The following is a 22,473-nucleotide window of genomic DNA, read 5'->3' on the forward strand; positions in this document are numbered from 1 at the left end:
TTTGAGCATGAAACATACAGCCATGAAAACCAACTGGTCCGGGCGACTTGCCCATATTCATATCGCCACTTCCGCATCTTACGAAATGGAAGAGCTCGCCGAGGCGAAGCTCGTGGCAGGCCGCGGGATCGAAGGTGACCGCTACTTCTTCGGAACCGGAACTTACTCGCCCAAGCCGGGTGTGCGCGACGTCACACTGATCGAGATGGAAGTACTGGAGACCCTTGAGCAGGGTGAGCCGAAAATGCCGGGTATCAAGGTCCGCCTCGCTCCGGAGGATCATCGCCGCAATCTGACCACGGTGGGCGTGCCGCTGAACCATCTGGTGGGACGACGCTTCAGGGTTGGCGAAACCGTACTTTACGGTGCGCGTCTCAACTTCCCCTGCAAGTACATTGAAGAACTACTTGGAATCCCCCGGCTCTACGAACCGCTCCGGCCTAAACTGTGCCATCGAGGTCGGAGGAACGATCCGGCCTGGCGATCCAATCGAGCCGCTGGGGAGCTAAGCGATGGGAAGCCCCAGGCTCATCATGAAGATGAAGGTTGTGCAGATCCGGGACGAGCCCGGTGACGTGCGCGTTTTCATATTGCGTCATCCGCGCCGTACGGTGTTGCCTGAATTTTCGGCTGGCTCCCATGTCGACGTCCATCTGCCCGACGGCCGTGTACGCCAGTATTCACTCTTCGGAGACCCCCGCGACCGCTCCCAATATTCGATTGCCGTGAAGCGCGAGGCCGGCGGTCGTGGCGGATCAGGCTGCTTGCACGACAATGTCGCTGCTGGTCATGAACTACCCGTCTCTGCCCCCCGCAACCATTTTGGCCTGTCGGCAGAGGCAGGTTCGCATATTTTGATGGCAGGCGGCATCGGGATCACGCCGATGCTGGCGATGGCGCGGACGCTCGACGCCGCCGGGGGAGATTTCGCACTCCACTACTTCGCACGCAGCCGCTCGTTGGCCCCGTTGCTGGCGGAGATCGCCCAGAACCTTCCTGCGCAGCGCGTCATTTGCACTTCGACGACGAGCCTGCAACGCACGCTGATATCGCCTCTGAGCTTTCTAAGCAGCCTGGCGATGCCCATCTCTATTACTGCGGACCGCCCGGGTTCATGAACGCGGTCCGCGCCGGCGCAGTCGGGTGGCCGGACGAGCGCATGCACTTCGAGGCTTTTCAATCGGCCTACGACGAGAATTTCGTGCCGGAGCGCTTTTCTGTCAAGCTGCGCTCGACGCGCCAAGTGCTTGACGTCCCCGCCGATGCCACGGCGCTCTCAGTGCTGCGTACCGCAGGTGTGGCACTTTTCTCCTCGTGCGAGAACGGCGTCTGCGGAACCTGCGAGTGCGGGTATGTTGAGGGTGAACCCATCCATCTCGATGCGGTGCTAAGTCCGAGCGCGCGTGCCAGCCGCTTTATACCCTGCGTTTCGCGAGCGAAGGGCATCCTCACTCTGGATCTCTGACCTTAATGACGCAACACGTTTCATCCGGATCTCGCGATGTCGCGTCGATCACGTTCGGGGCAAATGTTTGTTCGCCAGTGACGAGCACTTCAATTACAAACCATGGAAGCCTGCAGCGATGGAGTGAACGCGCCACTTGGCTGCTACACGACCGGTAACAACTGGATGGCGCTTATGGCATCGCGATTACTGAGGATGCCGAGCTGACTTTCGGTCGCGAGTTGTACGTAGTTGGTCTGTGACAGAAGGCGGCTTTCTTCCCTCGGCTCCGGCACCGCTGAACTTGCGCGGTCCACGACGATCTTGTCGAGTACAGCTACGTCTGTTGGCTGAGCCTGTCTGTAAACAGTGGTGTGCGCAACAAGCAAAACCCGAACCGACAGTGAGTAAGCCATCATTCAAGTCAGCACGCCGGATTTTTTCGTTTAAGGATGAACTGCCTCATGGGCATCGCCGGCTCAAAGTGGGCAGGCCGATGTTGACACGTACAGTCCATCGAGCGCATCGGGACGGTCTAACGCCAGCACAGCCGGGAGGGGCCGGTTTGCTGCCGAGCGAGCGCAAAGGTCACGAAGCAAGTGCCCACAGTCGATCGCCTCCTTTCCTCCGGAAACAACTGACAAACACCAAGGATTGGGCGCCGCACAATCGCCCAGAGTGTTGTGAGGTGAACCACGGCTTTTATCGTATACGTGGCAGCCGCTGCCATTGGTGGAAAGGGACTGGCGAAGCGAGCTGCCATTCCAATGTAGTGGCGCCTTCACCCCACGGATTTGCAGCTGCGGCACGCTTTTTCCAGAACGCTTCGGCGATATTGTAGAAGAATAGTAGAAGAGCCAGCGCGGATATGTAGGATCCATAGGACGAGACGGCATTCCAACCCTCATAGGCATCGGGATAGTCCACATAGCGCCGCGGCATGCCGGCGAGCCCAAGGAAATGTTGTGGGAAAAAAATCAGGTTGACGCCGACGAACATGAGCCAAAAATGCAGCTTGCCCAGCGCTTCACTGTACATGTAGCCGTTCATCTTCGGGAACCAGTAGTAGAAACTGGCAAAGATCGCGAAGGCAGCCCCGAGCGACAGGACATAATGGAAATGCGCAATGACGTAGTAGGTGTCGTGGAGGGGCCGGTCCAATCCGGGATTGGCGAGTTGGATGCCGGTCACGCCGCCGATGGTGAACAGCGGTATGAAACCGGTGGCCCACAACATCGGTGTCTTGAACGTGATCGAGCCACCCCACATGGTCGCGATCCAGGAGAATATCTTGATGCCCGTGGGTACGGCGATAACCATCGAAGCGAAAGCAAAAAAGCGCAGCGTGTCGAGTGACAGCCCGACCGTGAACATATGGTGCGCCCAGACCAGAAAGCCGATCACACCGATAGCAACCATGGCGTATGCCATGCCCAGGTAACCGAAAATTGGCCTCTTGGAGAAGGTCGAAATCACGTGACTTATGATGCCGAAGCCCGGCAAAACCATGATGTAGACCTCCGGATGGCCAACAAACCAGAACAGATGCTGGTAGAGAATAGGATCTCCGCCACCCGCTGGGTTAAAGAAGGCAGTGCCAAAGTTTCGGTCCGAGAGCAGCATTGTAATGGCACCAGCTAGCACAGGCAGAGACATCAGCAGCATGAATGCCGTTACCAGCATAGCCCAGGCAAAGAGCGGCATTTTGTGAAGGGTCATGCCGGGTGCCCGCATGTTGAAGATGGTCGTGATGAAATTGATCGCTCCGAGGATTGACGAAGCCCCTGACAGGTGGATGGCCAGGATCACGAGATCGACGGCTGGTCCAGGCTGGCCGTCGGTCGCAAGGGGTGGATAGAGCGTCCAGCCTCCGCCATGGCCCAAAGCACCAGCTGGTCCTGGGACAAACATCGAAATCAGAAACAGCACAAGCGATGCCGCCAACAGCCAAAAGGAAACGTTGTTGAGGCGGGGGAACGCCATATCTGGCGCACCGATCATAATCGGCACCATCCAATTTCCGAATCCGCCGATGAGCGCCGGCATAAGCACGAAGAAAATCATGACCAGGCCGTGGGCGCTGACTACCACGTTGTAGACCGCCGGGTCCGCAAAGATCTGCATACCAGGCTCATGCAACTCCAGGCGCATCAGGACGGACAATCCCGTCCCCAAAATCGCTGACAGGAGCGAGAGCATGAGGTAGAGAGTGCCGATGTCTTTGTGGTTGGTCGAGTAGAACCAGCGCGCGAAGAATGGTGGCGAGTCTGAGCCATTGGATAGGTCGTCAACCATGGATTTTTCCTTCGGTTACTTCGACCCAGAAGGCTCTAACAAGGGTTATCGGACTGCGAGTGCCGGTTCATGAAAAGCCGGTATGCCGGAACGCCGAAGCACGAACGTCCCAATCGGCAAAACAGTTGCGGACCTTACCTTTGACCCTCAATACCGAGGCGTCCAGAAGCGCCAAATGGGCGATCGGAGCCTGTGGCTCCGTTGGAGTTGCTCCGATATTCTTCGCGTTGATGCCGGCCTCAGTATCGCGCCTAACTGGCACCGGTTCCGCGGATCGGAACGATGAGGTAATTCAAGAGCGCGGATGCACTAGCGTCCGGCGCGCGGGTATAGCGGCAACTAGCCTTGATCGGCGATCCGCTTGGCTCTGACGTGCATATGCCCGAGGGCCAAGCACGCAGTTTCTGGAACGTAGGACTTGGATGTTGCGCGCCTTCAAGAGCCCGACCTCCGGCGACGATAGCTCCATCGGCTTGGCATCGGTCATCGAAGCGCTCGCGACCGGCCTCCATCGACAATGCATCATCAGCATCGAAACCGGTTGGGCTCGGTTTCATCTCCGCTAACTCCCGCCAGTCCGGACAAGGCGTCCGCAAATCTACTCCTTTGAGAGGCACGAGCGTGCCTTGTGATTTCGCACGCACCAAGCCAGGAGGCGAAGGGCGTACTGCCAAGCATTGCCTGACCCTTTAACAACTCACCGCGGCAGCGTAAGTCTGCGACCGCCGTTCCAAGCTCGAGGATGCACTTGACGGGTTCGCTCCATCATGACCCTGATGGGACAGGACATCCCACCTCGTTGCAGGTCGCCCCGTCTTCGGACGGCCGTTCCACGCCTCCTGCCGTCTCCCGGAGCAACATGCCGATGATGCTGCCCAATCTGAGATCATCAACATGGCCAAATTGCTGGAACCGACGAGCGCCACTGCGGTCGATCACGACTAGGGTCGGCGTGCCCTGCATCTCGTAGGCGGTCATCGTTGCGGGCAGCCGTCCGTTCTGCCGGTCGATACCAACGGGGAAACTGAGCCGATATTCATGCACAAAGGCAGCAAGCGCATCGCGCGTGCCTTGGACTTCATGATGTTCGAAGACCGTATGGAGACCGATGACAGCAACTTGGTCCGCTGGAAAAGTCTGAGCGATGCGCTGCGCTTGGGGAAGGCCCTGTGACACGCAGCCCGGGCAGAGCATCTGAAAGGCTTCGATGACAAGAACTCGGCCTCGGAAATCGGATACGTCGAGCGGCTCGGAAGTGTTGAGCCAACCGCTGGTGAGCAGCGGCGGTGCAATGCGAGAGTTCATGACCATCGCCTCCTGGCTACAAAAAAGGAAATGGAACCGGGCCCTCATCGGAGGGCCCGGTCCTGGATGATTTAAGCCACGCGCTTCAACTGGACGGCCGGAAAATCGACCGGGACGTTCAGCGCGACATTCACGTAGTTCGTGAAGAGATTGAGCGCGATGTGCGCGATGATTTCAACCACGCCTTCATCATCGAAGCCCGCCGCCTTGAGAGCGGCCACGTCTACATCGGTGACAGCCGCGCGGTCGCGAACGACGCTCAAGGCAAAGGTCAGTGCTGCCTGCGTACGGGGATCGGCAGACTCGCCGATCTGTGCTGCCGCCATCTCGTCGGACGAGGCGCCTGCTTTGCGACCCAACGCCGTGTGTGCCGCCAGGCAGTATTCGCAGTTATTGGCGTTGGCGACCGCCACGGCGATCTCCTCGCCGAGCCGCGCGCCAAGCTTGCCGCCGGCCAGAGCGCCAAACGAGCCCCACATGCTGGCGAGTGCTGCCGGCGAGTTCGCAACCGCCTTGAACATGTTCGGGACCACGCCGAAGGCGCCGTTGATTTTGTCCAGTGTCGGCTTGACCGTGGCGGCGGACGAGGCTGGATCGATGAGGTTTACTTGTGCCATAGTAGATTTCCTTCTCTAGAGCTTGGAGGGGGATTATCGGGCGGTCCGGCGATGGCAGTCGTCGGACCGCTTTTGTTTCCGGTATTATTTGCCGGGAACGACCTTGCCTGGCAGCGACAAGTCACCTGAGGCTATCTTGAAGACGTCGCTGACGCAGAGCAGCGGGGCATGGAGATTTCCGTTGACCTTGAGGCCAGAGGTCACGCCATCAAAAGACGCACCCTGAATCCCGGAAATGAGGGCCACCGGTATTTCGACGTCGACCGTGTCGCCCTTGAAGTTCGTCGGATATTCGGGGCTATCGATCAACAGCGGCACGTTCGGCCAGGTCGGGGGAACCTTGGGCTTAGAGCCCTCGGGAATATCGACAACCTTCAGGCCGCCGCGGCAGGCAGCATCCTTTGTCAAAACGACCCAGTGCGGATGCCAGATGTGTCTATTGCTGCCGCCATAGGCGGCATCGTCGAAATCCGGATGGAAGGTGACGGCGAGCGCCACAATCCCCTGCGCTGCGTCGAAGCCGATCTCACTGCTGTCAAGCGTCGTCGGCCACACATAGGCGTAGACGCTGGAGCCCTCGAACTTACCGGTGGCGTCGGGCTTGTCCTTTCCGGCTTCACCGCGCACGCGCGTCGTGAATACGGCGGTGTCGCCTTTGGTGATGATCGTTGTCTCGATGATGTCGAACGAGGCCATGACGGATTCGTCCGGGTCAGCCTGGATGCTGTGCGCGTAAGCGCCTGCGGAGGCGCAGTAAAGGGCCGCCGCAAGGCAGGCACCCCAGGTGTTCGTTGCTCTCATGATATATGATCCTTCTCGATTTGACGGTTAGGCTTGGAGAGACGGCGAGCCCTGGCGAAGGACGTCCAGGTGGCAGCCTGAACGTCGGGAGCAGCCGCTTCGTGCTCGCCGCAATCCAGCCGGAGCTCTCGGCCACCGATCGCGGCATTCACAAAGGCACAGTGGTGAGGTTTTGCCGCGCCAGGATGGGCCTGCGGGCGAAAATATCGGCACGAGACGCACATGCGCTGCAACGGAATCGCGCCCGCGCTCTGCAATTGGCGAATGAGCGCGATCTGGGCGAGCAGCAATTCGCCCTGCATCGTCGGAGTCAGTCCCGCCAAAGCCTCGGCGACTTTTGACTCGGATCTGGCCAGATCAGCGCCCAACCGCAAGCCACCCGGCGTGGCCGTTATGATCGCGGCGCGGGCGTCGGTGAGATCGTCTTCGCGCTTGACCAGGCCTTTGCGCGTCAAGGCGCTCAAGGTGTCAGCGATGCTTGCGGGCGTGACGGATAGATGCGCGGCAATCTCTTTCGGCCGCAAACCTGACGGCCGGTTCACAAGCAGACCAAGAACCTGCGCCTGCGCAGCATTGAGCCCCGAAGCACTCGCAGCTGACCAGAGGTCCGAACGCGATACGAGTGCGATGCGATCGAACCCGTCGCGCAGGCGTTCTAACAATGGCTCTGGATGATCAGCGTGTTCCATCAGCGAATTATTTAGGAGTCCTAACAATAAGTCAAGCACAATCGAGGCCTTGTGGCTCAGGCCCTCGACGCGGTGTTTGCGCGAAGAAGCGATCCGCAGCAAATCGTCCCCTATCGGAGCAAATGCCGGCGGCTGGCAGGACATCGGTCGTCGGATTTGGTAGGGCAAATGTGGAACCGTAGGCCGATTCACTCACCATGATCGTGTGGTGGAGCCTACCGGCCCATCTCGGTTACCACATCCGGCGCTTCAACGGCCTGACCCGGCTCACGATATTCGTAGGGAGCCGAGTTCTTGGCCCTCTAGGACGAAGGTATTGGCGGCCGCTACAGTGATCGGTCCTGCGGTGCACCGCCTTGCGTCTCTCCGTCCCAGACAATGCCCCCCTCACACCTGAAGATATCGCCCGGTTCGGCGAGGATCCGCTTGCCGCATTCCGCGCCAACCTCGCCAGGGTCGAGGAGCGTATCGTGCAGGCCTGCCAGCGCGCCGGCCGCCAACGCGCATCCGTGCGCCTTCTTCCTATAACGAAGACGGTGCCCGCCAATGTGCTGCGCTACGCGTTCGCGGCTGGCATTCGCTCCTTCAGCGAGAACAAGATCCAGGAGGCGATCCGCAAGCGCGATTTCCTCGACGACCTCGCCATCGAATGGAGCATCGTTGGCCACCTCCAGAGCAATAAGGTCAAGTATCTCACCCGCTTCGCCCGCGAGTTTCACGCGTTGGACAGTCTTAGGCTCGCCGAGCTCATCAACGCTCGCCTTGAAAGCGAAGATCGGTTCCTGGACGTCTATGTTCAGGTCAATACCTCCGGTGAGAAGAGCAAATTCGGCCTTGCCCCCGATGACGTGCTTCCATTCGTCCAAATGCTCGGCAATTATCCACGACTTCGCCCTCGCGGATTGATGACGCTGGCGCTGTTCAGTTCGGACATGATCAAGGTCCGTCCATGCTTCCGTCTGCTGCGTGATCTCCGAGACGCGGCGGTGAAAATCAACGACGCGGCTTCTGAGCTTTCCATGGGCATGTCAGGGACTTCGAAGAAGCGATAGAGGAAGGTGCCAACGTTGTCCGCGTCGGGCAGGAGATTTTTGGCAAGCGCCCGACGCCAGAATCCTACGGTTTATCCGATGCCGCGGGAGATGGCTGATGCGTGTCATCTCCATCCAAAGCCAAGTCGTGTACGGCCATGTGGGCAACAGCGCCGCCGTCTTGCCGATGCAGGCCAAGGGGATCGAAGTTGCGGCTGTGCCCACGGCTCTGCTTTCCAACCATCCCCATTACCCGACGATGTATGGGCAGGTGCTGACCGCCGAACTCGTCGCAGGCCTGCTCCGCGGCATACAGGAGCGCGGCCTACTCGAACAGACCACTGCCATCGTCACCGGCTATCTCGGCTCGGTCGAGAACGGCGAGGTGGTCGCCGAGTTTGTCTCTCGCGCCCGGGCGAAGAACCCAGATCTGATCTATGTCTGCGATCCCGTCATGGGCGATGACGATCTCGGGCTGTTCGTCGATGAAGGCCTCATTGGCCTCTTTCGCGATCGTCTGGTTTCCATTGCCTCAGTAATCACTCCCAATCAATATGAGGTTGAGCTACTCGCGCGAACGAAGGCGCGCTCGGCCGAGGGGATTGCTCAAGCCATGCACACTCTGTCCCAGTTCGGTACTGAAGCCGCTGTGGTGACCGGATGCGTTCTCGATGACACGCCGACCGGATCGGTAGAGACTGTCGCTTGGACTCCAGAGAACCTGACACGCACCGTCGCGCCCCGCCTGCCTATCCGGCCCTGCGGCACGGGCGATCTCTTCACCGCCTTGCTGCTTTCTCGCCTTTGTAATGGTGAAACTCTCTGGCGCGCCAGTGAACTCGCCACCTCAGAGATTCTTGCTGTCCTCGAGCGCACGCAGACAGCCGGATCTGCGGAAATGAGCCTCGTCGGTTTTCCGTTCGCCAGCACAAATATCCCGAAACGCGCAGGATGAGCTTCCCGAAGGGCGGCCGTGAAGTGGTGAGTTGACCTATCTTATCTGGACACTTCCGGCGCTCCCGTCACTCGGGCTGATCGCAACCGGACGCGCTGGCACGCTCTTCGCGTAGGTGATAGGCTTGGCAATTGCGCTGGCGGTCGCGCTCACTTGCGCTCCGATCCGTTTCGCTCCGCAAGATGCGGGCCTTGCCGTGCTCCGCGGAGTCTGGATTGGGTGGATCGTCGTGCCCTATATTTTGGGCGGCCTGCTCTTCTGGCAGATGGCCATCCGGCCTGGAAATGCATCTGTGCCTGTGGAGTCGCCAACGCGAGATGAGCGCGCCAGACGCACGCTGCTCTTCACCGCCTATTTTCTCCTCGGCCCTTTCGCCGAATCTGCAACCGGCCCCGGTATCGGTATCATCGGAACGCTCATGCTGGTCCGCCGGCTCGACATCGAACGGATCCATCTCCTGGCTTTTTCGCTTCTAAGCCAGACCATGATCCTGTGGGGCGGAATGGGAAGCGGCGCGATCGTCGCCGCGGCTTTCGCCCGGACCGACCCGACGAGCCTCGCCGTCCATAGAGAGGGGATCAGCGAGGCTTTCTGGCTTGGAGGGAGCCTGGGGCTTGTGATCGGCGCCACGGCGCTGGTCGGACCCGAAACCGCGATGCTGGCGGCCTATGGCCCGGTGATCGTCCTTCGTTATCTCGCCGATGAACGGCCGTTACGGAACCTAGCCAAAGCGCGTCCGATGATTCGGAAGATAAAGATGATCCAAAACTGGGAACCAATATCTAGCCCCGATCTCGTTGCCTGGATTGAGGAAGGGCGTCGAGAGATTTCACGACACTCTCCTCGGTGGCGACCGCATGGCTTTCAAGCAATTGCCGCAACGTGGCTGCGTCGCGCTGTTCAAGGGCGGCCAAAATCGCGGCATGTTCCTGATATTTTTTGTCCATCGCGCCGTGGTCGCTGCCCAGGTGATAGAGATAGATGACAATTTGAGCCTGCATCTGAACCTGGCCATACAGCCGATCCAGTGTGGCGTTGCGTGCACATCGGACAATCGTGGCATGGAAGCGCACGTTGCTCCTGACATAGCGGGCGGCCATCTGATACAGGTTGGATGATGGATCGGGGGACCATTGCAGTTGCGCCAGCAGCAACCGGAGGTCCTGAAGGTCCTTCTCCGTCACGAATCGCACGGCATCCTCGACTGCAAAGCCTTCGAGGTTCCGGCGTAGCGCAAATAGCTGCCGTGCCGTCGTGACATCGATTTCCCTGACTGTAGTGCCGCTCCGCCCCGCTACCGAAAGCAGCCCTTCCGCCTGCAGGCGGGCGATAGCCTCTTTCACCGGGGTTCTCCCCAGCGACAATCGCTCGGCCAGTTGGGCCACGGAGGTACGTTCCCCCAAGCGCAATTGATAGGAGAGGATCAGGTCGATGATTGCGTCATAGGCCTGATCGGCAAGCAAGATCTGGTCACGGGACAAGGCCCTTACCTCCTGATTGTGGTTCACCGCCGAGCTTTCGGCAGCGCCATTAACGATGAAGACGAAGGCCAAAAATAGCGAAACACGGCCCCGTGTCCCAATTTTTCAAAATGTCTTATTGACATGTCAGTTTAGAATGACAAACATGAATGCACCTCTGGACTACGTATTGTACCGTCACCCAGAGAGCAAGTGACACGGAGACCGCTGACATGATGGCTACGAAAAAGGCATTGGCGCGCTATACGGCAGCTTGCGTCCAAGCATCGCCTATTCTCTACAATATCGAGCAGACGCTGGAGAAAGTGGCCGATCTGACGGCGGATGCAGCCGCCAAAGGCGCCAAGCTTGTCCTCTTTCCCGAGGCATATATCTCCGCATACCCCAGAGGCTCGTCATTCGGCGCAGTGATCGGCATGCGAACGAAGGAGGGGCGCCAGGAATTCAAGCGCTACTGGGATTCCGCGATTGACGTGCCCGGACCGGCGGTCGAAACGCTGGCCACCATTGCTCAAGCCAACAAGGTCGACCTGGTCATCGGCGTCATCGAGCGCGACGGAGGCACCTTGTACTGCACGGTGCTGTTTTTCTCTCCCGAGGCCGGCTACCTCGGCAAGCACCGCAAGTTGATGCCAACGGGAAGCGAACGTCTGGTCTGGGGTTTCGGAGATGGTTCCACCCTTCCCGTCTTCGAAACCGACTGCGGCCGGGTCGGCTCCGTCATATGCTGGGAAAATTACATGCCCATGCTGCGCGCGGCGATGTATGGACAGCGCATCCAGGTGTATTGCGCTCCGACAGCAGACGCGCGGCCAACCTGGCTGCCAAGCATGCAGCATATCGCCCTGGAAGGGCGCTGCTTCGTCCTGTCGACAAATCAGTTCAATCGTCGGTCCGATTTCCCGGCCGGGTTCCCGATCGACCTCCCGGAAGATCCCGATACCATTATCTGCCGGGGAGGCGCTTGCATAATTGACCCCTTGGGGCAGGTGCTGGCCGGCCCTCTATGGGACAAGGAAGGCATCCTGACCGCTGAGATAGATCTGAACCTGATCAGCGAAGCGATGTACGACTTCGACCCGGTCGGCCATTACAGCCGGCCTGACGTGTTCCAGCTCAATGTGGACACCCAGCCCAAACCCGCCGTCAAATTCAATAATGAATGAGCGCGTCGGGTTATGATGCAACTTCACTACACCTCCGCATCGCCGTTCTCCAGAAAAGTGCGTGTGCTAGCGCAGGAAAAAGGCCTGACAGACCGCATTGAGCTGGTCGTCGCAAATGTCGGCACCCATGTTCCGTTGAACACGCCGGCACACGACGCCTTGGCCCAGATAACGGGACTGATGAAGATTCCCGTGCTGACGCTGCCCGGCGGAGATTCGATTTTCGATTCCAGGGTAATTTGCGAATATCTGGACGGCCTGACAGAGGGCCCGTCCATGTTCCCGAAGGAAGGGATGGCACGATGGCTGTGCCTGAGCGATCAGGCACTGGCCGATGGCATCATGGACGCCGCTTTATTGTGGCGCTTTGAAAACCGGCGCAGCACAGCCGAGCGGAGCCAGGAATGGTGTGAAAGCCAGTTGCGCCGCATCAATCAGGCACTGGATCAGCTGGAACGCTCGGACCTGACTTCAGATCATCTGAACATTGCGGGCATCACGGCCGGCTGCGCACTGGGGTATCTGGATTTCCGGCTTCAGGAGATTGGTTGGCGAAAGACACGACCAAAGCTCGACCGATGGTTCAGCACAATTTCGGAGCGGCCGTCATTTCGCATGACTGCGCCGAATTCAACCGGCCCTTCGTCGGTAAAGAGCGGCAATACAATCGACGCTTTCAGCAAATGTGCAGTCATTTTCTGGTCGAGCCGGTGGCCTGTACACCGGCGTCGGGCTGGGAGAAGGGTCAGGTCGAGAACCAGGTTAATCTGGTCCGGGAACGCTTCTTCACGCCACGGCTACGCTTCAAATCTTACGATGAGTTGAACGGCTGGCTACTGGATAAATGCATCAGCTACGCGCGCGCTCATAAGCATGTCGATCAGACGGAGCGCACGATCTGGGAGGTATTCGAAGAGGAGAAGGCTCATCTGGTCGGTTATCCCGGCAAGTTCGATGGCTTCCACGCAATACAGGCCTCGATCGGCAAGACCTGCCTCGTGCGTTTCGACAAGAACAAATATTCGGTGCTATCGACTGCCGTTGGCCGCCCGGCCGAGATACATGCTTATGCCGACCGCATCGTCATACGGCAAAATGGTGTCGAGATCGGCCAGCATGAACGCTGCTTCGGCCGTGGCGAGACGATTTATAATCCATGGCATTATGTTCCGGTCCTGACGCGCAAGCCGGGAGCACTGAGGAACGGTGCACCATTCCTTGATTGGGTCCTGCCAGCCTCCATGGAGCATGTTCGGCGAAAGCTCAAGGCCATGCATGATGGGGACCGGCAGATGGTGTCGATCCTGGAATGTGTCAGTATCGACGGCCTTCCTGCAGTCGAAGCGGCCTGCCAGGAGGCGCTTGATCAAGGCGTATTCTCCGCCGCTGTGATCATCAACATTCTGGCTCGCAAGCGAGACCCACAGCCCGCCGCCATTCTTTCCATCCCCGATGCGCTGCGCCTGACCCATGAGCCTGTGGCAGACTGCGCACGTTATGACAGCCTCAGGAGGGCAAGCTGATATGGAACGATCCCAAATCTTCGACATGATGAGCACGCTGAAGCTTACGGCATGCGCAGCGCCTATGACGAGATCATGGCCTCTGGCATCAAGCGCCAGCACGAACCACCGCGCATTGTCGGCGACCTGTTGCAGTCGGAGATCGCCGAGAAACAGGCGCGCTCGATTAAATACCAGATCACCGTCGCAAAGCTGCCGCTGGCCAAGGACATCGACGACTTCGACTTTACAAACACGCCGGTCAATGAAGGACTGGTGCGCCAGCTTGCGAGCGGAGCTTTCCTTGCCGAGCAGCACAATATCGTTTTCGTTGGAGGAACTGGCACTGGAAAATCCCATTTGTCCATCGCACTTGCCCGTGCCTTGATCCGCAACGGTGCGCGCGCGCGCTTCTACAACGTCGTCGATCTCGTCAATCGTCTTGAAACGGAAGCGCGTAATGGTAAGCAGGGGCGTCTTGCCGACTTTATCTCCAGGCTCGATTTCGTCATTATGGACGAGCTTGGCTATCTTCCGTTCGCCCAGGCCGGCGGACAGTTGCTGTTCCACCTCATCAGTAAGCTCTACCAGCGGACTTCAATCATCGTCACCACAAACCTGACGTTCGGCGAATGGCCGACAGTCTTCGGCGATGCAAAAATGACCGCCGCTCTGCTCGACCGGCTTACCCATCATTGCGAGATCGTTGAAACGGGAAATGAATCGTGGCGCTTCAAAAATCGCTCTCAAAGCTAAAGCCGAAGAACGCTAACGATCCGCGCGCGCAGACCCTGCACTAAATTTAAAGTTCCGGGCCCGCGCACGCTATACCTTGCAACCTAAAGGAGGGGTACTTTTTGGACGCCGATAAGGGGTCCCGTTTAAACGCCGATTGACAATCAATAGGGCGACATCGCGAATGACGCTGTCGCCTTCCAGGTGACCAAGCGCATTGTTGATCAGCTTGAAGTGGTCGATATCGATCATCATCAAGCTAAACGGCATTAGCGGTGTGTCTTTGACCGCATCTCAGATGACCCTTAGGGCAATAAGCAGCGACGCTATAAGCAGCACGGCAATGATGACGAGGCCGAAAGGCAGCATGGCGCGATAGGCTTCACGTTCACGCCCTGGCGTTCCTGCGAGGCTGCAGACGATCGAAATTCGTACCGGCGAGATCATGGTCAGCGACAGAGAGGCGATGTGCTGCAATGCGATGATAGCAGCCGCATTCAGTTCTGCCTCGGTCGCCAGGCTCACTTGTGAGGCCATGAACAAGCCGTTGGCGGCGTTCCCGCTATTGGACAGGGCGCCGAACACCGACGAGATGATTGGGGTCAGAACGACAGACCATCTGCCGAGAGCCTCGAACAGGCCGGACGCAAGCCCGCGCGCGATGCCCGAGCCCGATAGTAGTTCGGCCATCATCGAGAAGGTGATAATGGCGAGCACGGCAAGCCGGCCGGTCTTCCAGGCCGCCTTGATCTCCGCCGGAAAGGCGGCGGTGTGGCCGCGCAAAAGCGCAGTCAGGATCGCGGCGATTACGAGCCAGGTGCCCGCGTGAAAAAGCGGCGACCATTCCGGTGCACCCTCAAACGGCTCAAGACGGCCAAGCTGTTCGAGGGTGTTCGTAAGCGGTGGCACAAGACGCGTGATGACCAGCCAGCCGATCAGAACGGCAAAAGGAAGCATCCGGTTGAAGGCCCGCGCCAGTGTCGCGGGGTCCGGCTGCTCATCGATCAGAAAGCGTAGCACGATGATGGGGCCATAGGCGGCGAGCATCGCCACTTCCGGGCCGAGTATTGAAGTGGCGGCTATTACGAAGGCGAGACTGGCGCCAAGCCAAACAGCTTCGCTGCATCGTTCGCGCCAGCCGGCGTTGATCCCCGCACTGTCGGCCATACGCCAATAGATCGGCAACCAGAGGATGTTGAAGGCGACAAGGAAGAAGCTGGAGTTTACGGCGAGTGTTGTCGGGTCAGTGCGGGCGAAGGCTGCAGCGACGATTGCTCCGCTGCCCATGCCGCCCCACAGGATCATGGTCTGGCTGAGCAGGCTGAAGACGAGCAGATAGACAGGCGACATTTCGAGTCGCCGCACCAGCATCATCGTTCCAATGATGCCGACGCCGAAGCCGGTCGCGGATTCGGCAAAGGGGCCGATCAGAAAGCACGCGGTGAACAGCAGGCGTCGCCGCGCACGCGCGTCCGGCAGCGATGTCTCGACGGGCATGGCCGCGTCGCCGGGCCGGATCGCCATCTGCCAGAACAGCAGGCCGCCGAGGATATAGGGGACCACTATCCAGCCGATCCAAGCACCACGCACCATGGCGACGACGGCCTCGGAGATTCGAAATGCTTCCGGCGCTGTCACGAGAGAGACTACAAGCGCCATGGCGACACCAATCAGCGAAGCGGCGAGCGTACCGATCCGACCGCTTGCAAGCGCAGCGATGACCGCGAGCGCGGGCAAGCTCCATATAAGATAGACCAATTTAGTCCGTCTCCTGCGGCGTCTTCGCGTCAGGCGACCGGTTTGGGATGTCTTGCCGCCGCAAACGGAAAGCCGGTTATGCGCATTTCCCTGGAGGCGTCGGCATGGGTTCTTTCGAGCACGGCGCGGATTTCCTCCGTCGCGGCAATGCCGGCTTCGGCAAGCGCTATTCCCTCGCATAGCTTGGCGACCAGCAGCGCGGTGAAGAGATCCCCTGTTCCGGTGGGACGAATGGGCAGACGCTGGACGGGTATCCGCGTCAGACCCCCGTTGGACCATATGACGGTCTCGACGAAGCCCGGCTCGGTATCGTCGAGCACGCATCCCGTGACCGCGGCGCCGCGAACACCACGCTCCGAGAGAATTCGCACAGCCGCGCTCACGCCTTCGGCCGACCGCGCCTTGTGTCCAGCTAGCAATTCGAGCTCGTACTGATTGGGGGTGATGACAGACGCCATTGGAGTGAGATGTTGCCGGAACGTGTCGATCAGACCTTCCTTGACGTAGAGCCCGAGATCGTCGTCACCCATGACCGGGTCGCAGACATAGATCAGGTTGGGGTTACGCTCGACCGCCCGCGCGACGAATTCCGAGATCAGCTCGCCGTTCTCGACGGAACCCAGATAGCCCGTAACAAGCACGCGCGCCGTGTCGACGCATCCGCGCTCTTCCAGGCCCTGAAGCAGTTCAGCGACAAGATCCGCTTCGAGCACCTTGCCATGTGTGGTCGGGTAATGCGGATTGTTGGAGAGGAGAACTGTGGGTATGGCCGCGACCTCCCACCCCTTGACCTGCAGGGGGAAGACCGCCGCGCTGTTGCCGACATGGCCGTAGACCACCTGGCTCTGGATCGAGATGACGTGCGTCATGGGGTCACCTGCGCCTCGGGCCAGTCATAGCTGTCGGGCATCGGGCGCTTGCCGAAGATCGCCTGCCCGACCCTGACGACGGTCGCCCCTTCCTCGATGGCTCCCTCGAAATCGCCGGTCATGCCCATGGAAAGTCCGGTCAGGTCCGGATGGCGCTTGACAGCCTCGTCGCGCAGCGCCCGCAGCAGCGCGAAGCACGGCCTGACTTTGGTCATGTCGGAGCTGAACAGCGTGAGGGTCATCAGGCCGCGCGGCTTGAGGCGCGTGAACTGGTCGAGCGTATCGACAAAAGGCATGAGCGCGTCCGGATGGAGGCCGAACTTGCTCTCCTCGCTCGAGGTGTTGACCTGGACATATACGTCGAGGAAGCGGTCTTCGCGTTCCAGGCGTTTGTTGAGCTGGTCGGCAAGCCGTAGGCTGTCGAGGGCGTGGAACTCCCAGGCGAAGCGGGTCAGGTACTTCTCCTTGTTGGTTTGGAGATGACCGACAATACTCCAGTCGATGGCGAGATCGTGCAGCATATCGAGCTTGGTCGTCGCCTCCTGGATCTTGTTCTCGCCGAAGGAACGGATGCCGGCCGCATAGGCGTAGCGTAATACATGGGCGGGGACCGTCTTGGTGATCGGGAGCAGGCGCACGGAGGCGCGCTCGCGCCCGGCGCGTGCACAGGCATTGCTGATGCGCGTCTCCACCGACGCCAGATTGGTGCGGAAGGCGGTGAGCGGGTCAGGTCCGAAGCGTTGGAGGTCGGCTTCGGAAAGAGGCGTGTCAGAGTCGATCATCGTCGTGAACTTCTCTGCTGTCAGGAGCAACCATCGGGCGTGCAGACCCCGGATGGCGTAGTGTCGCCCCGGGTTACCGTGGATGGACGTTCGCCGATCAGCGCCATGAGCTCTGCGCCGAGGTGGAGATCGGGGACGTGGCCCAGGGTCTGACGTCGGAGGCGTCCGTCGCGGTCGATGAGCAGGGTCGTCGGGGTCCCCTCGAATCCGTAGGTGCGCATGGTGTGGGGCAGCGACAGGCCATCGGGCTCGTCGATCCCGACCGGAAAGCCGATGCGGTATTCATGGAGAAAGGCGCGAAGCGCATTCGGCCCCATCGCATCGTGGTGCTCGAAGACGCTATGGAGCCCGATGACGGCAATCTCGGATGGTGAGAACAGGCTGCCGACGCGTTGAGCCTGGGGTAGGCCCTGGGACACACAGCCCGGACACAGCATCTGGAAAGCGCAGACCATGACAACGCGGTCGCGCAATGCTGCAAGTGTCAGCGGCTCGGGCGTGTTGAGCCATTCGCTGGTGCGCCAATCCGGCGCAACTGGATGGAAACCCATCTCATGTTCTCCAAATCCAAGCGCGGATCGGCAAGGCCGTCAGCGACGTGACCACGTCAGCAAGATTGTTCGTCGGGCCCCGCTGCTTATCGAGCGTCCGAGTCTTGTCGACACCTCTACTCATATCGCCAGACTGGCTTGCTTAGACCAGCCAGTTGATGAGAACCTAGATAGGCCAGTTTCAGCGGTTGCGCCTTGTGCTGGCAGGCTTGGGCATCGCGGCTGGCTGGGCGCCCGGGAAATCTATGAGGCGCTCAAGCAACAAATCCTCGGCGGCGTTTTCGGGACAGAAGGCCCTCTGGCTTCATCGCGCGCCCTTGCCCAGGAGTTGGGGGTTTCGCGGTCGACGGTCTCTGTCGCCTACGACCAATTGTTGGCCGAGGGTTTCATCGAAGTTCGTCGGGGCGCCCGGCCGCGCGTCGCCGTCGTGGGGCCGGAGCGCGGTAAAAGGGCGGAGAGGCGGGCCGGTTCGTTTCACCTGTCGACCTATGGCGAAAGGGTGGGCGTGCTGGCGGTTCAACCCATTGCTGCGGCAGGCAAAGCGATCGTCGATTTCCGCTATGGCATCGTGGCGAGCGCCGGAAGCGTGTGGTTCCTTATTCACGCCTGGCGCGTCTATCGCAGTTCGGCCGGCGCCGATATCGAAGGCGATGGTCCTGGCGCACCTCACAACGCCCCGGCGAAGGGGCTGTTTCGGTATTCGATCCTTTGGCTCTTTGCCCTGTTCGGCGCTGTGCTCATTGAAGGGCTGCTTGCATGAGTCTGCCCCGGAGGCGGCTGATATGCTGCACGACGTTCACGACGAGGTCGGATCGTTCTTCGGTCTGCAACAGGATGATACTGACGCTGCCTAGGATACTTGAGCCCGGGCGTTTACAGGGGTTATAGGCGTGATGGCCGGGAGCGAAGAGAGGCCGATTTGATCGCAACCGCTTATGCTCGGCGCGAGCTTCCAGTTCCACCTGGTGACGCGTGACATACCTCCTATGGGCTTCACCGCTTTTTATTGTCGTCGCCATGCTGGCAAGCGGCCGCGTCACAGCTCTGGCGGCGGGAGTGATTGGCGCCGTGCTGGCGGTTATTATCGCCGTAACGGCCGCTCCCTCCAACCTAACGATCGAAACCGCCCTTAAGGCAGCGGCCAAGGGGCTTTGGCTGACTTGGCTCGTCGGAGCGGTGATAATCGGTGGCTTGTTCTTCCGAGGGGTCGTATCGCCGACGCATGGTGCCGCCTTCGCCGACAATCTGAAAGACGTAGATCAGGCACTACGTCGGCGGAGAGCCTTCTCTGCTGCTTTCTCATTGGACCATTTTTGCAGTGGCGGCGACCGGCGTTGGTGTTGGGCAGGTGACGACGATCACTATCCTCCTTACGCTGGGTCTTGTTCCGCTGCAGGTCGCTGTTCTCGGCCTCTTCAAGTCCATGTCCCATGGGGAGCGCTGGCTTATCGAGTTCGGCTGGATCGTGGCGATGCTGACGGGGCTTCTTCTCGCCAATCATCAGCTCGGCCCCAACCTGATCCTTGACCTATATTGCACAATTTCTTCCTCGAGAACGGCGCGCGGATGCACAAGCTGCGGGTCTACGAGACGGTGAGCGATCCGGTGTCCCGGGAGATCTGCGGATACCTCCTGGTGCGCGGCGGCGTGCATGCGCGTGCCTACGCACTGGCGCTCAAGCATCTGACGAGTGTCGAGATGGACAAGATGCTGCCGATCCCCAACATCCCGACCTACAAGATACCGGAAGCGCGCCGCTACATGGACGAGGGCGTTCATCGGCGGCTCTATCGCTTCGGGTCGAAGGACTATTCCGAGCTCGCGGCGATCTAGGGCAATGGCGAGCAGGCCCTACCGGACGAGCCGGCCGGGCCTCTGGAGCTGGTCGACGGCGCGCCCGACGGAGGAAAAATCCCGGACCTCGCCGGTATTTCGGCCGCGTTCACGCCGGAATACGAACCCGAGGAGATCTTCGAGATCGCCAGCAAGCTCTACAAGTCGTTCAAGGATTGAAAGGCGCTGAAGGGTTGAAAGGCGCTGGAATGGAGCGGGCCGCGAAGTGCGGCCCGTCAGATTCGGCGGAATCGGCAGGAATCCGCTATGCGGCGGCGGCTTCTTCGGCCGGGACGGTCCGGATAAGATAGTCGAAGGCCGAGAGGGCCGCCTTCGACCCCTCGCCGATAGCGGTGACGATCTGCTTGTAGGGGACGGTCGTCACATCGCCTGCCGCGAAGATGCCGGCCTGGCTGGTGTCGGCGCGGTGATCGATTTCGATCTCGCCATGAGGCGTCAAGGCCACGGCTCCACGCAGCCATTCGGTGTTGGGCACCAGCCCGATCTGGACGAAGACGCCTTCGAGCTGGACCTCCTGCACGTTGTCCGAGTTGCGGTCCTTGTAGATCAATCCGGTCACCCGCTCGCCGTCACCCGACAACTCGGTGGTCAAGGCGGAGGTGACGATCCTGACATTGGGCAGGCTGGCCAGCTTGCTTTGCAGCACCGCGTCCGCGCGGAGCTGGCTGTCGTACTCGATCAGGGTGACATGAGCGACGAGGCCGGCAAGGTCGATCGCGGCCTCCACACCGGAGTTGCCGCCGCCGATCACCGCCACGCGCTTGCCCTTGAAGAGCGGCCCGTCGCAATGGGGGCAGTAGGCGACGCCCTTGTTCCTGTATTCCTGCTCGCCCGGCACGTTCATCTGCCGCCAGCGGGCGCCGGTCGCCAGGATGACGGCCCGCGCCCTGAGGCTCGCCCCATTCTCCAGCACGAGCTCGTGAAGCCCGCCATCGATCTTTGTCGGCGCCAGCCTGATCGCCCTTTGCAGGTTCATGATGTCCACGTCGTACTGGCGGACATGCTGTTCGAGATGGTTGGCCAGTTGAGGCCCCTCGGTGTGCGGAACCGAGATGAAATTCTCGATCGCGGCGGTGTCGAGCACCTGTCCACCGAAACGCTCGGCCACGATCCCGGTGCGTATGCCCTTGCGCGCCGCATAGATGGCCGCGGCAGCACCGGCCGGTCCGCCGCCCACGACCAGAACGTCGAAGGGCTCTTTCGCCTTGATTCGCTCGGCGGCACGCTGTCCAGCGCCCGTGTCGAGCTTGGTGACGATTTCCTCCAGCTCCATCCGCCCCTGGCCGAATCTCTGACCGTTGAGGAAGACGACGGGGACGGCCATCACCTGCCTGTCCTTGACCTCTTGCCGGAACAGCGCGCCATCGATCGCGGTGTGCTGAATCCGATGATTGAGAACGGCCATTAGGTTCAGGGCCTGGACGACGTCGGGGCAGCTTTGGCACGACAGGGCGAAATAGGTCTCGAAGTGATAGTCGCCCTCGAGTTGCTCGACCTGCCGCAGGATGTCCTTCGCGGCCTTGGACGGATGCCCGCCGACATGCAGCAGGGCCAGCACCAGCGACGTGAACTCATGACCGAGCGGAATGCCCGCGAAACGCACGCCGATCCCGGTTCCCTGCCGCCGGATCAGGAAGCTTGGCTGGCGATCGTTATCCGCATCGGCGCCGCGGACGACCTTGCCGTTTGAGAGGCTGACGACCTCGTCGAGAAGCGCGATGAGCTCCTGCGCCTTGGGCCCGCTGCCGGGGGTCGCGAGCAGTTCGATCGGATGGACGATATTGGTGAGATAGGTCTTGAGCTGGGATTTGAGCGCGGCGTCCAACATGACGGCCTCTTTCTGATGTGGTTCGGCAGTCCGTGGGACTGCATTGCAAGCTATGAGGGTATCGTCTGCGTCGATCCTGGCGGGCTTGAGCTAGATCTTGCCGACCAGATCGAGCGAGGGGGCGAGCGTCGTCTCGCCTTCTTCCCATTTCGCCGGGCAGACCTCGCCGGGATGCGCCCGGACATATTGCGCGGCGCGCACCTTGCGCAGCAGTTCGGCGGCGTTACGGCCGATCCCTTCGGCGGTCACTTCGGTGAACTGGATCACGCCGTCGGGATCGACGAGGAAAGTGGCGCGGTCGGCCAGACCCTCCTCGGGCCGCAAGACATCGAAATTGCGGGCAAGGGTCGCTGTCGGATCGCCGAGCAGCGCATAGCGGATCTTGCCGATGGCCGGCGAGGAATCATGCCATGCCTTATGAGAGAAATGGGTGTCGGTGGATATGCCAAACACCTCGACTCCGAGCCGTTCGAACTCGGCGTAATTATCGGCGAGATCTTCCAGCTCCGTCGGGCAGACGAATGTGAAGTCAGCCGGGTAGAAGAAGAAAACTGCCCACTTCCCTGCAATGTCAGAATCTGTGACCGTCGAAAACTTGCCGTTGTGGTAGGCTTCGGCCTTGAAAGATTTGATCTTGGTGTTGATTAGCGCCATCGTCATTCATCCTGAAGATATAGATCCCAGGCGAGCTTAGGGGCCGGTTGGAGATGATCGAAGAGCCGGATGCTAGCGATGCGCTGGGCCGGAAGACCGGAAGGCGCGCGGGCGTCACCCGGCCTACGGGCTTTTTGTGAACCGCCCCTCCAGCCC

The 22,473-nt window shown here is 60.2% G+C and carries 21 protein-coding genes and 6 pseudogenes; 12 read left to right on the forward strand and 15 right to left on the reverse strand.

Annotated features, from left to right (window positions below):
* The first annotated feature begins 22 nt into the window (after nt 1–22).
* The 3 genes and pseudogenes from CQZ93_RS24990 to CQZ93_RS27140 all read left to right on the forward strand — a co-directional run bounded on the left by CQZ93_RS24990 (nt 23) and on the right by CQZ93_RS27140 (nt 1,465).
* A pseudogene (locus tag CQZ93_RS24990) lies at nt 23–509 on the forward strand (MOSC domain-containing protein).
* A 3-nt stretch (nt 510–512) separates the two neighbouring features.
* On the forward strand, nt 513–1,118 hold the full coding sequence (locus tag CQZ93_RS27135; RefSeq protein ID WP_286154301.1) for a ferredoxin reductase: 606 nt from the start codon (nt 513–515) through the stop codon (nt 1,116–1,118).
* Entirely contained in the window at nt 1,115–1,465 is a 351-nt protein-coding gene (locus tag CQZ93_RS27140) for a 2Fe-2S iron-sulfur cluster-binding protein (protein ID WP_286154302.1), read from the forward strand. Before CQZ93_RS27135 ends, CQZ93_RS27140 begins: the two co-directional genes overlap by 4 nt.
* A 143-nt stretch (nt 1,466–1,608) precedes the next feature.
* On the opposite strand, the gene CQZ93_RS25000 is transcribed toward CQZ93_RS27140, so the two are convergent.
* The 7 genes from CQZ93_RS25000 to CQZ93_RS25025 all read right to left on the reverse strand — a co-directional run bounded on the left by CQZ93_RS25000 (nt 1,609) and on the right by CQZ93_RS25025 (nt 7,151).
* A complete protein-coding gene (locus CQZ93_RS25000) occupies nt 1,609–1,863 on the reverse strand; it encodes a hypothetical protein (protein WP_105545328.1) in 255 nt (84 codons plus the stop codon).
* A gap of 283 nt (nt 1,864–2,146) precedes the next feature.
* Entirely contained in the window at nt 2,147–3,739 is a 1,593-nt protein-coding gene (gene ctaD / locus CQZ93_RS25005) for a cytochrome c oxidase subunit I (RefSeq protein ID WP_105545329.1), read from the reverse strand.
* 251 nt (nt 3,740–3,990) lie between these two features.
* Nucleotides 3,991–4,296, reverse strand: a complete 306-nt coding sequence (locus CQZ93_RS26490) for a hypothetical protein (RefSeq protein ID WP_146114494.1) — start codon at nt 4,294–4,296, stop codon at nt 3,991–3,993.
* 208 nt (nt 4,297–4,504) lie between these two features.
* Nucleotides 4,505–5,044, reverse strand: a complete 540-nt coding sequence (locus CQZ93_RS25010) for a redoxin domain-containing protein (RefSeq protein ID WP_105545516.1) — start codon at nt 5,042–5,044, stop codon at nt 4,505–4,507.
* Nucleotides 5,045–5,115: 71 nt separating this feature from the next.
* Nucleotides 5,116–5,661 (reverse strand): carboxymuconolactone decarboxylase family protein, encoded by a 546-nt coding sequence (locus tag CQZ93_RS25015; protein WP_105545330.1) that lies wholly within the window; start codon nt 5,659–5,661, stop codon nt 5,116–5,118.
* A gap of 84 nt (nt 5,662–5,745) precedes the next feature.
* Complete coding sequence (locus CQZ93_RS25020; RefSeq protein ID WP_105545331.1) at nt 5,746–6,462, reverse strand: hypothetical protein; 717 nt, start codon at nt 6,460–6,462, stop codon at nt 5,746–5,748.
* Nucleotides 6,459–7,151, reverse strand: coding sequence for a MarR family winged helix-turn-helix transcriptional regulator (locus CQZ93_RS25025; RefSeq protein WP_181153526.1), 693 nt, complete (start codon nt 7,149–7,151; stop codon nt 6,459–6,461). The genes CQZ93_RS25020 and CQZ93_RS25025 overlap by 4 nt, the downstream gene beginning before the upstream one ends.
* A 356-nt stretch (nt 7,152–7,507) precedes the next feature.
* Between CQZ93_RS25025 and CQZ93_RS25030 the strand changes: the two are divergent.
* Nucleotides 7,508–8,301 (forward strand): annotated as a pseudogene (locus CQZ93_RS25030) (YggS family pyridoxal phosphate-dependent enzyme).
* Nucleotides 8,301–9,137 carry a pyridoxal kinase gene (gene pdxY / locus CQZ93_RS25035; protein ID WP_105545333.1) on the forward strand — a complete coding sequence of 279 codons (837 nt, stop codon included), beginning with the start codon at nt 8,301–8,303 and terminating at the stop codon, nt 9,135–9,137. Before CQZ93_RS25030 ends, pdxY (CQZ93_RS25035) begins: the two are co-directional and overlap by 1 nt.
* A gap of 782 nt (nt 9,138–9,919) precedes the next feature.
* Here the strand turns inward: pdxY (CQZ93_RS25035) and CQZ93_RS25045 are convergent.
* Nucleotides 9,920–10,618 (reverse strand): GntR family transcriptional regulator, encoded by a 699-nt coding sequence (locus tag CQZ93_RS25045; protein ID WP_105545517.1) that lies wholly within the window; start codon nt 10,616–10,618, stop codon nt 9,920–9,922.
* 212 nt (nt 10,619–10,830) lie between these two features.
* Here CQZ93_RS25045 and CQZ93_RS25050 point away from each other — a divergent pair, with 212 nt between their 5' ends.
* The 4 genes and pseudogenes from CQZ93_RS25050 (at nt 10,831) to istB (ending at nt 14,042) form a co-directional block, all read left to right on the forward strand.
* Nucleotides 10,831–11,784: a carbon-nitrogen hydrolase family protein gene (locus CQZ93_RS25050; protein ID WP_339561770.1), complete on the forward strand. Its 954-nt coding sequence runs from the start codon at nt 10,831–10,833 to the stop codon at nt 11,782–11,784.
* A 15-nt stretch (nt 11,785–11,799) separates the two neighbouring features.
* Nucleotides 11,800–12,357: pseudogene (locus CQZ93_RS27325) on the forward strand (glutathione S-transferase N-terminal domain-containing protein); the annotation flags it as partial.
* A gap of 68 nt (nt 12,358–12,425) precedes the next feature.
* Nucleotides 12,426–13,307 (forward strand): annotated as a pseudogene (locus CQZ93_RS25060) (Mu transposase domain-containing protein); the annotation flags it as partial.
* 1 nt (nt 13,308) lies between these two features.
* Nucleotides 13,309–14,042: pseudogene (gene istB / locus CQZ93_RS25065) on the forward strand (IS21-like element helper ATPase IstB).
* A gap of 69 nt (nt 14,043–14,111) precedes the next feature.
* Here istB and CQZ93_RS25070 read toward each other — a convergent pair.
* From CQZ93_RS25070 to CQZ93_RS25090, 5 genes are read right to left on the reverse strand one after another with little or no spacing between them, the layout of a single operon-like run.
* Nucleotides 14,112–14,291: a diguanylate cyclase gene (locus tag CQZ93_RS25070; RefSeq protein ID WP_105545335.1), complete on the reverse strand. Its 180-nt coding sequence runs from the start codon at nt 14,289–14,291 to the stop codon at nt 14,112–14,114.
* A gap of 24 nt (nt 14,292–14,315) precedes the next feature.
* Nucleotides 14,316–15,779, reverse strand: a complete 1,464-nt coding sequence (locus tag CQZ93_RS25075) for an L-lactate permease (RefSeq protein ID WP_105545336.1) — start codon at nt 15,777–15,779, stop codon at nt 14,316–14,318.
* 29 nt (nt 15,780–15,808) lie between these two features.
* Nucleotides 15,809–16,648, reverse strand: coding sequence for a pyridoxal kinase (gene pdxY, locus CQZ93_RS25080; protein ID WP_105545337.1), 840 nt, complete (start codon nt 16,646–16,648; stop codon nt 15,809–15,811).
* A complete protein-coding gene (locus CQZ93_RS25085; RefSeq protein WP_105545338.1) occupies nt 16,645–17,430 on the reverse strand; it encodes a YggS family pyridoxal phosphate-dependent enzyme in 786 nt (261 codons plus the stop codon). The genes pdxY (CQZ93_RS25080) and CQZ93_RS25085 overlap by 4 nt, the downstream gene beginning before the upstream one ends.
* A 20-nt stretch (nt 17,431–17,450) precedes the next feature.
* The gene (locus CQZ93_RS25090; RefSeq protein ID WP_146114495.1) at nt 17,451–17,981 is read right to left on the reverse strand and encodes a peroxiredoxin family protein; all 531 of its coding nucleotides are present in this window, start codon (nt 17,979–17,981) and stop codon (nt 17,451–17,453) included.
* Here CQZ93_RS25090 and CQZ93_RS27330 point away from each other — a divergent pair.
* The 3 genes and pseudogenes from CQZ93_RS27330 to CQZ93_RS27440 all read left to right on the forward strand — a co-directional run.
* Nucleotides 17,884–18,741: a GntR family transcriptional regulator gene (locus tag CQZ93_RS27330; RefSeq protein WP_105545339.1), complete on the forward strand. Its 858-nt coding sequence runs from the start codon at nt 17,884–17,886 to the stop codon at nt 18,739–18,741. The two genes, CQZ93_RS25090 and CQZ93_RS27330, sit on opposite strands and share 98 nt — an antisense overlap.
* Before the next feature lie 558 nt (nt 18,742–19,299).
* A complete protein-coding gene (locus CQZ93_RS26495) occupies nt 19,300–19,578 on the forward strand; it encodes a hypothetical protein (RefSeq protein WP_181153527.1) in 279 nt (92 codons plus the stop codon).
* Nucleotides 19,512–19,994 (forward strand): annotated as a pseudogene (locus tag CQZ93_RS27440) (manganese catalase family protein); the annotation flags it as partial. The gene CQZ93_RS26495 and the pseudogene CQZ93_RS27440, both read left to right, overlap by 67 nt.
* A gap of 85 nt (nt 19,995–20,079) precedes the next feature.
* Here CQZ93_RS27440 and ahpF read toward each other — a convergent pair.
* Both ahpF and ahpC read right to left on the reverse strand, forming a co-directional pair.
* Complete coding sequence (ahpF, locus tag CQZ93_RS25105; protein WP_105545340.1) at nt 20,080–21,663, reverse strand: alkyl hydroperoxide reductase subunit F; 1,584 nt, start codon at nt 21,661–21,663, stop codon at nt 20,080–20,082.
* A gap of 90 nt (nt 21,664–21,753) precedes the next feature.
* Nucleotides 21,754–22,317 (reverse strand): alkyl hydroperoxide reductase subunit C, encoded by a 564-nt coding sequence (gene ahpC / locus CQZ93_RS25110; RefSeq protein ID WP_105545341.1) that lies wholly within the window; start codon nt 22,315–22,317, stop codon nt 21,754–21,756.
* Nucleotides 22,318–22,473: the final 156 nt, after the last annotated feature.

This window comes from Ochrobactrum vermis (genome assembly GCF_002975205.1).
Lineage (GTDB): Bacteria > Pseudomonadota > Alphaproteobacteria > Rhizobiales > Rhizobiaceae > Brucella > Brucella vermis.

Bases quoted from the DNA above. Each gene is read 5' to 3' on its own strand.
- CQZ93_RS25050 (WP_339561770.1), top strand. From the start codon at position 10,831: ATGATGGCTACGAAAAAGGCATTGGCGCGCTATACGGCAGCTTGCGTC.
- CQZ93_RS25015 (WP_105545330.1), bottom strand. From the start codon at position 5,661: ATGGCACAAGTAAACCTCATCGATCCAGCCTCGTCCGCCGCCACGGTC.
- CQZ93_RS27140 (WP_286154302.1), top strand. From the start codon at position 1,115: ATGAACGCGGTCCGCGCCGGCGCAGTCGGGTGGCCGGACGAGCGCATG.
- ahpC (WP_105545341.1), bottom strand. From the start codon at position 22,317: ATGGCGCTAATCAACACCAAGATCAAATCTTTCAAGGCCGAAGCCTAC.
- CQZ93_RS26490 (WP_146114494.1), bottom strand. From the start codon at position 4,296: ATGAAACCGAGCCCAACCGGTTTCGATGCTGATGATGCATTGTCGATG.
- CQZ93_RS25025 (WP_181153526.1), bottom strand. From the start codon at position 7,151: ATGGAACACGCTGATCATCCAGAGCCATTGTTAGAACGCCTGCGCGAC.
- ctaD (WP_105545329.1), bottom strand. From the start codon at position 3,739: ATGGTTGACGACCTATCCAATGGCTCAGACTCGCCACCATTCTTCGCG.
- pdxY (WP_105545333.1), top strand. From the start codon at position 8,301: ATGCGTGTCATCTCCATCCAAAGCCAAGTCGTGTACGGCCATGTGGGC.
- CQZ93_RS25090 (WP_146114495.1), bottom strand. From the start codon at position 17,981: ATGGGTTTCCATCCAGTTGCGCCGGATTGGCGCACCAGCGAATGGCTC.
- CQZ93_RS25020 (WP_105545331.1), bottom strand. From the start codon at position 6,462: ATGAGAGCAACGAACACCTGGGGTGCCTGCCTTGCGGCGGCCCTTTAC.
- CQZ93_RS25000 (WP_105545328.1), bottom strand. From the start codon at position 1,863: ATGATGGCTTACTCACTGTCGGTTCGGGTTTTGCTTGTTGCGCACACC.
- CQZ93_RS27135 (WP_286154301.1), top strand. From the start codon at position 513: ATGGGAAGCCCCAGGCTCATCATGAAGATGAAGGTTGTGCAGATCCGG.
- CQZ93_RS27330 (WP_105545339.1), top strand. From the start codon at position 17,884: ATGACAACGCGGTCGCGCAATGCTGCAAGTGTCAGCGGCTCGGGCGTG.
- ahpF (WP_105545340.1), bottom strand. From the start codon at position 21,663: ATGTTGGACGCCGCGCTCAAATCCCAGCTCAAGACCTATCTCACCAAT.
- CQZ93_RS25070 (WP_105545335.1), bottom strand. From the start codon at position 14,291: ATGCCGTTTAGCTTGATGATGATCGATATCGACCACTTCAAGCTGATC.
- CQZ93_RS25010 (WP_105545516.1), bottom strand. From the start codon at position 5,044: ATGAACTCTCGCATTGCACCGCCGCTGCTCACCAGCGGTTGGCTCAAC.
- pdxY (WP_105545337.1), bottom strand. From the start codon at position 16,648: ATGACGCACGTCATCTCGATCCAGAGCCAGGTGGTCTACGGCCATGTC.
- CQZ93_RS25085 (WP_105545338.1), bottom strand. From the start codon at position 17,430: ATGATCGACTCTGACACGCCTCTTTCCGAAGCCGACCTCCAACGCTTC.